This is a genomic window from Helicobacter magdeburgensis (genome assembly GCF_000765825.2).
Classification (GTDB): Bacteria; Campylobacterota; Campylobacteria; order Campylobacterales; family Helicobacteraceae; genus Helicobacter_C; species Helicobacter_C magdeburgensis.
Genome location: NZ_JRPE02000007.1, coordinates 75,266 through 87,539, shown reverse-complemented (window position 1 = coordinate 87,539; position 12,274 = coordinate 75,266). Strand labels below are relative to the sequence as shown.

The 12,274-nt window shown below is 39.6% G+C and carries 13 protein-coding genes; 10 read left to right on the top strand and 3 right to left on the bottom strand.

The window, feature by feature from the left end:
* Positions 1–68: 68 nt before the first annotated feature.
* Positions 69–1,139 (bottom strand): flavodoxin-dependent (E)-4-hydroxy-3-methylbut-2-enyl-diphosphate synthase, encoded by a 1,071-nt coding sequence (ispG, locus tag LS74_RS06020; RefSeq protein WP_236096835.1) that lies wholly within the window; start codon positions 1,137–1,139, stop codon positions 69–71.
* 82 nt (positions 1,140–1,221) lie between these two features.
* On the opposite strand from ispG, the gene hypA reads away from it, so the two are divergent.
* The 8 genes from hypA to LS74_RS05980 all read left to right on the top strand — a co-directional run bounded on the left by hypA (position 1,222) and on the right by LS74_RS05980 (position 7,001).
* Positions 1,222–1,578: a hydrogenase/urease nickel incorporation protein HypA gene (gene hypA, locus LS74_RS06015; protein ID WP_034588735.1), complete on the top strand. Its 357-nt coding sequence runs from the start codon at positions 1,222–1,224 to the stop codon at positions 1,576–1,578.
* Positions 1,579–1,599: 21 nt separating this feature from the next.
* Complete coding sequence (locus LS74_RS06010) at positions 1,600–2,028, top strand: hypothetical protein (RefSeq protein WP_034588737.1); 429 nt, start codon at positions 1,600–1,602, stop codon at positions 2,026–2,028.
* An 8-nt stretch (positions 2,029–2,036) separates the two neighbouring features.
* On the top strand, positions 2,037–3,194 hold the full coding sequence (lpxB, locus tag LS74_RS06005) for a lipid-A-disaccharide synthase (RefSeq protein ID WP_034588738.1): 1,158 nt from the start codon (positions 2,037–2,039) through the stop codon (positions 3,192–3,194).
* A gap of 64 nt (positions 3,195–3,258) precedes the next feature.
* Positions 3,259–4,062 (top strand): glycosyltransferase family 2 protein, encoded by an 804-nt coding sequence (locus tag LS74_RS06000; RefSeq protein WP_138128916.1) that lies wholly within the window; start codon positions 3,259–3,261, stop codon positions 4,060–4,062.
* A gap of 3 nt (positions 4,063–4,065) precedes the next feature.
* Positions 4,066–5,886 carry an LIC_10190 family membrane protein gene (locus tag LS74_RS05995; RefSeq protein WP_034588739.1) on the top strand — a complete coding sequence of 607 codons (1,821 nt, stop codon included), beginning with the start codon at positions 4,066–4,068 and terminating at the stop codon, positions 5,884–5,886.
* A complete protein-coding gene (locus LS74_RS05990; RefSeq protein WP_034588741.1) occupies positions 5,883–6,146 on the top strand; it encodes a methyltransferase type 11 in 264 nt (87 codons plus the stop codon). Before LS74_RS05995 ends, LS74_RS05990 begins: the two co-directional genes overlap by 4 nt.
* A gap of 91 nt (positions 6,147–6,237) precedes the next feature.
* Positions 6,238–6,543, top strand: a complete 306-nt coding sequence (locus LS74_RS05985; RefSeq protein WP_138128914.1) for a class I SAM-dependent methyltransferase — start codon at positions 6,238–6,240, stop codon at positions 6,541–6,543.
* Positions 6,544–6,551: 8 nt separating this feature from the next.
* The gene (locus LS74_RS05980; protein WP_034584910.1) at positions 6,552–7,001 is read left to right on the top strand and encodes a GtrA family protein; all 450 of its coding nucleotides are present in this window, start codon (positions 6,552–6,554) and stop codon (positions 6,999–7,001) included.
* A gap of 11 nt (positions 7,002–7,012) precedes the next feature.
* Here the strand turns inward: LS74_RS05980 and LS74_RS05975 are convergent, their stop codons facing one another.
* Entirely contained in the window at positions 7,013–9,292 is a 2,280-nt protein-coding gene (locus tag LS74_RS05975) for an outer membrane protein transport protein (protein ID WP_034584907.1), read from the bottom strand.
* Positions 9,293–9,404: 112 nt separating this feature from the next.
* Positions 9,405–10,274: an EamA family transporter gene (locus LS74_RS05970; RefSeq protein ID WP_034584905.1), complete on the bottom strand. Its 870-nt coding sequence runs from the start codon at positions 10,272–10,274 to the stop codon at positions 9,405–9,407.
* A 170-nt stretch (positions 10,275–10,444) separates the two neighbouring features.
* Here LS74_RS05970 and LS74_RS05965 point away from each other — a divergent pair, with 170 nt between their 5' ends.
* Positions 10,445–11,842, top strand: a complete 1,398-nt coding sequence (locus LS74_RS05965) for a sodium-dependent transporter (RefSeq protein ID WP_201274712.1) — start codon at positions 10,445–10,447, stop codon at positions 11,840–11,842.
* Between the two features lie 49 nt (positions 11,843–11,891).
* Positions 11,892–12,269 carry a transcriptional regulator gene (locus tag LS74_RS05960; RefSeq protein WP_034584900.1) on the top strand — a complete coding sequence of 126 codons (378 nt, stop codon included), beginning with the start codon at positions 11,892–11,894 and terminating at the stop codon, positions 12,267–12,269.
* Positions 12,270–12,274 lie beyond the last annotated feature (5 nt).

Sequence of the window (12,274 nt, the reverse complement as noted above, 5' to 3'; positions counted from 1 at the left end):
GGGGGGGGGTTTGAGTTTGTAGATTCTATTTTACACCCTTAAACCCCGCACCCAAATTTGCTTAAAAATTAAGATTCTATCTCTGCTTTTTCTTTTGCCAAGGCTTCCACCTCAGCGATAAAACGCTCTAAAAGCAAATCTTCTTTGAGCTTACATAAAATCTTGCCTCCTTTAATAATCAGCCCATCTTTATTCCCAAAGGCAATGGCAATATCTGCGTGTTTAGCTTCACCCAAAGCATTGACAGCACAGCCCATTACGCTCACTTGCAATGGCGTTTTAATATGCTTTATGCGAGATTCCACTTCCTGCACCATTTTGACAAGATTCGCTTCAATCCTCCCGCAAGTGGGGCAGGAAATAAGCGTTACACCACTTTTTTGCCGCCCAGAATATTGCAAAATCATACGCGCTACTTTGATTTCTTCTTCAAGCTCCCCTGTGATAGACACTCTCATCGTATCGCCTATACCCTCCATAAGCAGCCCACCTAATGCCATTGAGCTTTTTACCATAGAGTGTGGCAAAGTCCCCGCCTCTGTAACGCCTAGATGAAAGGGGTATTCTACCAAAGGGCGGAGCATTCTATAGGCTTCCATTGTGCGTAACACATCACTTGCTTTAAGTGAAACCTTAATGTTTGTGAATCCAAAGTCCTCTAAAAGCTTAATGTTATACAACGCAGATTCCACCATACCCTTGGGCGTTGCACCATATTTCTCATCAAATTGCTTCTCCAGGCTTCCGCCATTGACACCTATGCGGATAGGAATCCCACGAGCATTACACGCATCTGCCACAGCTTTAATTCTATCTTTTGAGCCGATATTGCCCGGATTGATACGAATGCAATCCACGCTCTCTGCTGCAATAAGTGCAAATTTGTATCTAAAATGAATATCCGCGATAAGTGGCAGGGGCGAAACACTTTTAAGCTCTTTGAGTGCAGCCGCGTCTTTTGGGTCGCTCACTGCCACACGCACCATATCAGCCCCAGCAAAATACAATCTATCTAACTGCTCTTTTGTAGCTTGTATATCACAAGTTTTGCTGAAAGTCATACTTTGCACACTGATTGGTGCATCGCCCCCCACAGCCACCGAGCCTACATAAATTTGTTTTGTTTTTACCCTTTGCATATAAAAATCCTTTCGCATTTTTTGCTTTATTTTATCACTCTTGGGTAAAATTCCACCACACATTAAAGACTTAAGGGCAAATATGCACGAATATTCTATTGTCAATTCTCTCATTGAGCTGTGCGAAGAACAAGCCAAAGCCCACAATGCCAAAAGCGTGGAGGAGGTGCATATCGCCATTGGGGAGCGAAGCGGAGTGGAAAAAGCCTTGATTGAAAGTGCCTTTGAAAGCTTTAAGCTTGAATCTAGCCTATGTCAAAATGCCAAGCTTTGCGTTCAGATTCAAAGTGTGGTGCTAGAATGCAAGGATTGTGCTTTAAGCTTTGAGATAAAAGGCTTAAACCTTGCCAAATGTCCGCAATGTCAAAGTCAAAATACCCACATCATACAAGGCAAAGAGCTTCATCTCTTATCCCTTGAAATGAGTGTGGAATCCTAGTTGTGTATAGAAGGAGTGAAAATGCAGCAAGATAAACCCCTAGCCCAAAAGCTTGATGAACGCGTCTTTGAGCAGCTTTTAAAATACAATCCCAACACGCAGAATCTGTGGGATATTGTCGGGCTTTTTGAAAATGAGCGGCAGAAATTACGCCTTGAAGTGGCACAGTATCACCAAGATATTAAAGATTCTCAAAGCACGCTTAAAGCTCTGCGAGCCGAGATTATAGCAGCTAAACAAACACTTCATTCCCTAGAGCAACAGCTAAGGGACGCCCCGCAGATTCCAGAAAATGAAGAACACACACAAATGCTACAAAAAATGACCGAACTTGAGTTAGAAAATTCCAAACTCCGCGTGGAGCTAAGGGACTTACGCAGTGAGTTTGAACTAGAAGAAAATCTCCAGCAGTTTGAAGCTGAATCTCACTCCAACAAACAAACTAAATAAGGGCTAAAATGCCAAATGACACGATACATAAAAAGCACAAACGCCTTTTTGTCAGTGCGTGTGAGCCTAGCTCAAACCTGCATTTAAAACACTTAGCCAAGCATCTTGATAAGGATTTAGAGATTTGTGGTGTTTTTGATAGAGAGACTTTTATAGATTTTGAGAAAGCCACACCTAGCTTTACGCTTAAAGACTTTGCGGTGATGGGCTTTTTTGATGTGATAAAAAAAATAGCCTTTTTTAAAAAAACCATAGCCCAAATGAGTGAGTTAGCAAAAAGTGCGGATTGTGTGCTACTAATGGATAGCTCAAGCTTTAATCTCCCCATTGCCAAGGCGTTGAAAAAAAGTGGAATTAAAGTGCCTATTGTGTATTATATCTTACCGCAGGTGTGGGCGTGGAAGCCTTGGAGAGCCAAGAGTATAGAGCAGAATTGCGATTATCTGTGTGGAATCTTGCCTTTTGAACTAGAAATGTATAAAAATGCGTTGGCACAAAAAAGGGCATTATATGTGGGACACCCATTGATGGACGAAATCACGGAGTTTAAGAGCGAAGTATTGCCATACAAAACTGCTCCTATTGCCTTTATGCCCGGTAGTCGCAAAAGTGAGATAAAAAGAATCTTTCCCGTTTTTGCCGAAGCCGCAAAAAGTTTGCCAAACAAGAAGATTCTTATTTTGCCTGAACATTTTAAAAGGCTAGATTCAGGGGCATTGAATGAGATTTATGGCGATGAGATAAAGGCATTTGACATAAGCTTTGAAGCCAATAAAGCCTTGCTAGAATCGGGATTTGCCTTTATATGTTCAGGCACAGCGACACTTCAAGCCACGCTCATAGGCACACCGCTTGTGCTAGGCTACAAGACAAGGGGTATTGAAGTGCTGATAGCTAGAGCTTTTATAAAGCTTAAACACATAGGACTTGCTAATATTTTATATAACGCCCTTTATTCCAACGCCCCACATTCCAAGATGAGAGATGACACACAGCAGATTCACACCGAGCTTATTCAATCTCAACTCACAGCAGAAAATCTACTCAAAGCCTTTGAAGAGATAGATATAGAATCTTTTAGCACAAAAGCCCAAGAGTTAAGAGACTATCTCAAACACGGCAGCGCCAAGCAAGTAGCTCAAATTCTTAACACACTCCTTAATTAACATATTTTTTAGTTTTGTGCTGTTACAATCACGGGTTTAAAATAAACTTAAAGGCTAGTATTTTATGGATTCACAACTTTTAAGCAAACAATTAAATGGGGGGGGGGCAGAACAAGAATCTACTAATCCCACATCTTTTACATCACGCGCTTTACACGCATTTCATACACTTTCAATCATCATTCCCTGTTTTAATGAAAAATCTACCATTTTGGATATTTTACAAGTGGTGCAAGATGTGCAGATCCCTTATCATAAGGAAATTATCATTGTTGATGATTGTAGCAGCGATGGTACAAGGGAGATTTTATCCACTCTTCAATCCAAACAAGAAAACTGCTCTATCAAGGTGCTTTACCACGAGAAAAATCAAGGCAAGGGGGCGGCTTTGCGTTCAGGTATAGCAGAAGCAAGTGGGGATATTGTGCTTATCCAAGATGCGGATTTAGAATATGACCCAAATGAGTATCCAAAGCTTTTAGCTCCATTTGAAAAAGGTGTGGCTGATGTGGTGTTTGGCTCAAGGTTTGTAAGTGGGGAATCTCATCGTGTGCTTTACTTTTGGCACAGAATGGCAAATGGGCTTTTGACACTGCTTTCAAATATGATGACAAATCTAAACTTAACTGATATGGAGACTTGCTACAAGGTTTTCAAACGAGAGATTATACAACGCATCACCATAGAAGAAAATCGCTTTGGCTTTGAGCCTGAAATCACAGCAAAAATCGCCAAGATTAAGGGCATTAGAATCTACGAGGTGGGCATAAGCTATTATGGCAGAACTTATGAAGAGGGCAAGAAAATCGGCATTAAAGATGGCTTCCGTGCGTTATGGGCGATAGTGAAGTATAGATTCAAGGGTTAAAATATGGAATGGATTATAGTCAATCTTAAAATTACATTTGTGCTGTTAGGCTGGATTCTAGCCACTTATGGTTTTGGACTAGCATTTTTTGTTTTACTTGTAAAGTTTTATAATGTCTTTGTTACGCCTAGCATACATACAAACATAGATTCTGTTCTACCCAAACAAACATACGCACATTACTACAAAAATCTACCATTTGCTTTGGCAATACCCATTGTCGGCTTACTTGGTGTGATTTTCATAAGCGTTTTGGTGGGGTGGATTCATATCTTTATGCCTATTAATGCTTTTGTATCATTCACAGGCATTGCTCTTGGTGTATGTTTTTTGCTCTTTTTTGCGATACAAGGAGTGTTTAAGGATATGTGTAATAAAGCATATATTTTTGCTTGTATTATCGCATTTTTATTTGCTGTGTGGGTGGGTTGCCTTAGTGAAAATGCCTATGACACCGGGCTATATCATATACAAGCTACAAAATGGGTGCAGGAATCTCCGCTTGTTTTTGGAATCGCTAACATTCATACGCGTTTTGGATTTAATAACATTCTTTATAACTTCTCAGCCATAAGCGAAGTTTCACATATAGTTGGCATTCGTAGTTTTATTACTAATGAGATTCTTATCTTTTTTACCCTTATGGCTTCTTTGGTTATGTGTTTGAGTTTGCGTTTTGATAGTATCTATAAATGCTTTATTGCTCTAGGTTGTGTGTGGCTTCTTGCAGTATTTCCAAATCTTAAAGGATTATATGCGGAAGGGTATTTGGGGCTTATGGGATTTTGTATTGTGGGCTATCTCATTTATATTTTAGAATCCCACAAACAAGATTCTATCTTTGATTTTCTCCTTATTTTTATTCTCGCATTTTTTAGTGTATATATTAAAATATCTGCTGCTATGCTTATCCCCTGTGTGCTTGTGCTATTTTTTCAATACTTTAAACTTTCAAAACACTCTTTTAAGATTCTTATACTTTTATTGATTATCCCTCTTTTTCTTGGTGTTATATGGGGTATTAAGGGCATTTGTTTATCAGGGGCGGTGGCTTATCCAGCGGGATTATTCTATTTTGATTTTTTACCTTGGGCGGTAGATAATATTACAAGAGCAGGGGAAGTTGCAACTATTCATAATTGGGCAAAAGTTGGAGAGGCTCCAAATCCACAGGAATTGCTTGAAAACGGAAAATGGGTGGGGTATTGGCTCTCTCACTTTGTTATACGCTCACCATATATCATAGGCATTCTCCTATCTATTGTTGGAATCTGTGTTGGTATAGCCCTAGCTCTAACACAGAAAAGAACTATATTAAAACCTTATATACCACTTTTTGTGTGCTTATTTTTAGGTATTCTTTTTTGGTTTTTTTCGGCTCCCGATCCTCGTTTTGGGTGGCAGTATTTTGTGCCATTTTTTGGACTTTTACTTGCTATGGGGCTTTATCATCTATCGCATAAACTTATCTTAAAATCCCAAAATATCCTTTTTGCTTGTGTTTTTTTGGGTGTAAGTGGGATATATGCTTTGGGCTTAAATGATACTCTAGCAAAGCGTTTGAAAATAATCAATGGTTTTAAGGATACAAGCAAGATTCCAGATTCTCCTCTGCAAGAATATACAAATACCAATAGCTTAAGCCTTTTTATCCCATTTGAGGGTGAAGATAGGGTATATGATGCCCCACTTCCCGCTTCCACTTCTCCACGACCAAATCTTGCCAAAGGCACATTTTTGGGGCGAGATATGTATTATATACAAGCACCGAAGCAAGAGCAAAAAGAGCCAGATTCAGATTCACTTTCAAAGGATAAGCAATGAAAGAAGCCCTGCTAGAATCCACACTGCGTAAAATGCGACTAAATCGCGTTTTGCCCACAATCAAAAGCTTTAAAAATCCAAATGTCCTAGATATTGGTTGCGGCTGGGAAGCGAGACTTTTGCAAGAGATTGAGCCCTATATCGCTAAAGGCATAGGCATTGACTTTAAAGCCCCAACAATCAACACAGATAAGATTCAAACTTTTACATATTATTTTGAATCTAAAGATTGTATAGATTCTAACGGGGGGGGGGGGTAATGCTATTTTTCCACAAGATTCAACGCAGAATCCAGCACAAGATTCAAAATGCGCTCTTCCATTTGAAAATGAAAGTTTTGAAGTGGTAACAATGCTAGCTGTTTTGGAACACTTAAATTATCCGTTAGAAATGCTCAAGCAAATCGCTCGTGTGCTAAAGCCAAATGGCATTTTGCTTCTCACTGTGCCTAGCCATTTAGCTAAGCCCGTGCTAGAGTTTCTAGCCTTCAAGTTAAAAATTGTCAGTGAAGCAGAGATAAGAGACCACAAAGCCTATTACAACAAAAAAGATTTACAAAATCTCATCGCTCAAGTCCCTAGCCTACATTTAAAAACCCACAAGTATTTTCAATGTGGTATGAATAACTTTGCCATTATCCACAAAATAGAATCCTAAGGCACTCTATGCACCCACAATCCCCGCAAGATTCACAAAATCCGCATAATACTAACTCTGCTTCCACAAAAGCATTTTACACATCATTTTTTACAAAACTCTACAAATATATACTTGTAGGTGGCTCTGCCGCCCTTATTAATTGGCTTATCTTTTATATCGCCACAGAATCTGGGCTATGGTATATTTTAGCTGGATTTATAAGCTTTATCCTAGCGACTTTGTGGAATTTTTTGTTCGCTAGAATCTTTATTTTCAAGAACTCCGCACATCATATTCTTAAAGAAAGCATTCTCGTTTATGTGGTAAGTTTTATAGGGCTATGCATTGATATGGGTGTGTTGTTTGTATGTGTGGAGATTCTAGCTTTTCACACTATGCTAAGTAAAGTCATCGCCACAAGCATTGCTTTTATTTTTAATTTTTCTGTGCGTTTTTTTGGAATCTACAAGGAATAAGAGAAATTTTTCTAAAATGTATAACCAATTGAGGCGGAGAATAAATGCAACTGCCCAAATCCACCTGTTTGGTAAATGCTCTTTCTACCATCTTTAAGGCTAAGCGAGTATGCCAAGCCTATATTCCATTTATCACTTGTCTGCTTTCTTACACCTAAGCCAAACATATATGCATTACTATCTGGAATCCCTAGCTTATCTTGTGGCACAGGGCTTTGATCAAAAGCAAATGAACCCATTAAAAAGTAATTTTTCTTAGTCAAATAGCTAAGTCCCAAACGCAAGGCAATCGTGTCATTCCACCCATCACCCATAGCCACCGCACCATAATCAGCTAAATCCATCATACCACTTAACTGCTCTGGGCTAAACTGCATTACCATACCGCTTAAGGGCGTAAATCGTGGATTGCTAAAATTAAAGGCAAATTTATCGCCCTTGCTCCAATATATCTTCTCATATACAAACTCCACGCCAAGCCGTCCAAAATTATGCATAAGGGCAATTTGCATACTTGAAGGCAGTGTTACTGCAAGATTCAAATCCGCTTTCATATTGACATTTCCCATAGAGCCACCAATATAAGTTGTCGCGTCCAAATCCCCTTTAAGATTAAAAGTAACAGGTGAAGTATAAACAAAGCTTAGTGTTGTCTTTTTACTCTCAAAAGGACGCACACTCACTGCTGCCTTATACCCAAAGGCAAAGTCAGCTCCCTTGCTCTTTTGATCCACTTTTGTAGCCCCCACAAGATTTGTAGTGATATTCATATCACCCATACCAAATTTTTCTGATAACTCTTTAGCGTCCATAAGCGTAGCATAACCCCTAGGCACACCATTTTCATCGGTTTCTGTTGGAGTAGGATAAGCACAAGGACCCGGATTGCTTGTTTGCAAGTTGCCATTATAGTCATAAAATGTCCCTGTGTAGCAATTCACATACGCTCCAAGCTCTTTTGCTTTCTCCATTGTTTCGCCCATATGCTGACAGCCAAAAAATCCGCTTGTTGTATGTCCATTTTGGATACAATAATTCACTCCATTAACAAACTTATATCCCGTTTGCGTTTCTCCATTAAGTGTAGTTGTGTAGGTTTCATTTGGCACAGGATTAAATAATGTTGGCAAACAAATCGTAGTTTGACCAGCACAAGTCTTATCATTATAACGCCACTCAAGATTCCCATTTTCCCACTCGCCCTTATAATGCTCCCAATTTTTCTTAATTGTCGCATTGATTTCTTCTACTTTTGCGTTATATCCTGCCACATCAATGCTTTTTTTATCTTCATTAATAAACTCATCAAACACGCTAGGATCAGCCATACCAAACCACGCTTCAGGATTAAAAAGTGTAGGCAGCTTATAACGGAGCTTATTATCTAAATGCTTCCCACCACCTATACCGATCCCTGCTAGTGCAGCTAAGGCATTACCTTGAGCAGTATTCACCGCATAGATAAGCTCCCCCATAGCCTCTGGAATCATACTTGAAGGAATCTCATCAAAATCCTGCAGGTTTGTCTCAACCTTGCCGGGCTTTTGTGGAGTGCCTAGAGGCACAAACACGGTGTTTTGAAAATTCCCCATTCCATAGAGGATTCTAGGGGAGACACCAATAGATATGCGTTCATTATAATTCCAGCTAAGTGAAGGGCTAAACTCCACCATAGCAATCATCACATTGCGTAAAAATGCTCCAGCCTCACCATTCCAATTCATCGCCAAACCACTTGGTGCTGTAAAGCTCACGCCATAATTCCAATTGCCAAACGATGATTTTGCTGTTTTGCTTTTATAAAAAACCTTAGGCACAGGAAAGAATGTCGGATCAGCCGAGCCTTCAACCAAAGCCCCTTTTTCACTGAATCCATAAGTGCCGTGCTGATTTTTCTCTTCTGAATCTACTTTTATGGGTGCTTTGAGATCTACACCTAGGAATGTATTTGCCAAGTTTGCCATCTTATCTGGCACACCAAGGGTTGTTTCTGTGCTTAAGCCCCAGTTGATTGAACCTTGCCCTATGTCCTTTCGCCCAGTGTCTGTGGTAAATGAAAAACCGGGAATGTAAATGCCTGTGAGTGTAAGTTCTAGCTCACTTTTATCACTTTGTGATAATTGATGAGAAAAGCCCATATTCGCAGGATTGTAATATGCACTATCAGCACCAAAAGCCCCTGCTACATACGCGGAGCTTAGAGCTGTGGCATTAAGACTTTGTTCAGCAATCTTAAAGCCCGAAGCCAAAGCATAGCAACAACATAGACAAGCAATTAAAAATGCTCTCATCTCTCCTACAACTCCACCAAATCAATCTTGCAAAATTAATTAGTTGCATATACAACTATTTTTCTGCAGTTCTATCGTAAAAAGCTATTTCAAGTCAATAACCCCATAAACTCTAATATCGCTTTAAGATTCTATAATGCCACCAAAGAGATAGGGCTATGAGTAATGAGCCAAGCAAAAATTGCCCCAGATTCTCTATGCTCTGTCCCCACACAAGAGCATTAGCCACAATAGCTAAGGGAATAAGCACATTATTCATAATCGCTAAAATCCCGCTATCCACGCCACAAGCCCCCTTATTCCACCAGAAATACCCAAGCCCCGAAGCAACAACCCCAAGATAAAGCAAAATCAGCCATTGATGAGTTTCACTTGGTAGCATATTCACATTCCCAAAAAACGCATAGCTCACAAGCCCCACGCTTAATGCCCCGATATAAAAATACCCAAACACCTGTTCTTGCTTTGGCATAGTAAATTTTTCCATCACAAATTTATACGCACTCTGCCCGATACCAAAGCACATATTTGCCCCCTGAATCCACAAAAACCCCACAATAAAATCATCACTCACATCACCATATTTAATAATATACGCCCCAAGCACGGCTAGAGCAATACTTGGCAAATATCGCCAACGCATACAACGCTTACATATATCATAAAATACACTCACATAAAATGGGGTAAATATCGTAAATAATGCCACTTCGTGAATCTGCAGATACTTAAATGACTGATAGTAGCAAATATACATTATGCCTATTTGCACCGCTCCTATGCTAATGAGTGAAAGCTTTAGCATATTTGGCACATTTTTAAAGCGGATAAAGGGCAAAAACACAAGCAACGCAAGGGCAAATCTCGCCACAATCACAAAATAGCTATCCACTGGATTTGCCACATTTCTCCCCACAAGATAATGCCCGATTAAAGGAAAGGAAAATGCCCAAATCACGCTTACAATTACCAAATACCGCATTCTGCCCCTTTATTAGAATCTTTTTAATTCTCAAAGATTCTAGAATTCTAGCTTAATTTAGTAATATTTAATAAAAACTCAAGTAACATTAGCCCCTTTTCAAATTATACTACTGACGCGTCTTGCGATATGCTGTAATTTGGGTAATTTATACTTTCTAAAAGGCTTTTATGATGAATAATTTTAGTAAAATCGGCTTTATCTTAGCTGCCCTTGGTAGCTCCATAGGTTTGGGGCATATTTGGCGTTTTCCCTACATTGCAGGAACAAATGGCGGTGGTGCGTTTGTGCTACTCTATCTGTTTTTAGCCCTTACTATCGGCATTGCTATGCTTGTGGGTGAAATGCTTATAGGCAATAAAGGCAAGGCAAATGCGTTTAAAAGCTATGAGAATCTTGACCCAAGCCCTAGCAAAAAATGGCGATATGCTGGGCTAACGCTCATTGGCGGACCTATTATCCTTTCATTTTATGCTATCGTTTTAGGCTGGGTGTTTTACTATCTCTTTATGGTAAGTTTTAATCTCCCTAGCGATATGGAAAGCTCTGGGGCGGTGTTTGGCGAACTCTATGAAAATGGCTTTGTGCCTCAAACGCTAGGACTACTTTTTGTTATGGGCTTGACAGGCTGGATTATCTCTCGTGGGGTAAAAAGGGGTATTGAACTTTTGAATCTTATCCTTACACCTTTGCTTTTTATTATTTTCTTTGGGTTGCTTATCTATGCGATGAGTATGGATTCTTTTGGCAGGGCTGTGGAGTTTATGCTAAGCTTTGATATGCAGGAGGCTAAAAAGGCTCTTAGCCTTGATGTGTTTGTTGATTCCTTAGGGCAGGTGTTTTTCTCGCTTTCACTTGGAGTTGGGATTATCATCACTTACGCGGCAAATTCAGATTCTAATCAAAACCTTCTTAAAAGCTCACTTTGGATTGTGTTATCTGGCATTGCTATTGCGATTATGGCGGGACTTATGATTTTTACCTTTGTGTTTGAGTATGAAGGCGTTGTCAATAAAGGAGCTGGACTTATCTTTGTAACCCTGCCTGTGATGTTCTCTCATCTTGGAATCTTAGGCAATATCATCGCCTTTTTGTTCCTTATCGCCTTTAGCTTTGCTGGGATCACTTCTACTATCTCGCTGCTTGAACCTGCTGTAATGTATATGAGTGAGACTTATGGCTGGAGCAGGGCAAAGGCGACTTGGAGTATTACACTTGCTATCATCGCTCTTGGAATGGTGATTGTCTGCTCTATTTGCACACCTGCGGCGGATTATTTGGCTGTTGGCGGCAAGTCGCTTATGGATATTATTGAGTTTCTTTCAGCAAACTTTATTATGTCTATCGGTGGGCTTTTAGCCGTGATTTTTATCGGCTGGGTTGTGCCAAAAGAAAAGTTACAAGTCTATACTTCTCACTTTTTTGGGAATCTTGGATTCAATGTGTGGTATTACCTTATGCGGTATATCACGCCACTTATTACCATCATCATTCTTTTGGCAAAAATCGCAGAATTTTTTATGGGCGAAGATGCGGTAAAATCTATCATTGAGAGTATGGGGCTTTAGGATTTAACTTAGATTCTTGTGTTGCAATCCAAATAAATAAGGGGCAAATATGGCGACCTCAAAAGAGTATAAAGACTATGTGCTGGAGCGTTTATGCGAGTATATGACGGATTTGAGCGGAGATTCTAAAGGCGGAGTAGAATCTTACACTTTTAGTGCGAGAAAAATGTTTGGGGAATACTGCGTATATATACAAGATTCTAAATCTATGCAAAAGCCCAAAGCACTTTTCCTGCTTTGCGATGAATGCGTATTTGTAAAACAATATAAGCTTTTAGAATCTCTTTTAGCTCACTCTCAAAAAGCAAAGCCATATCCGGGTGCAAAGGAATGGTATATGATTGATATTGATTCTAAGGAATTATTGCAAGAGATTATCACAACTCTTGCTCCGATTTTATGTGCTAAAGATTCTAAAAACACTTAAAACAA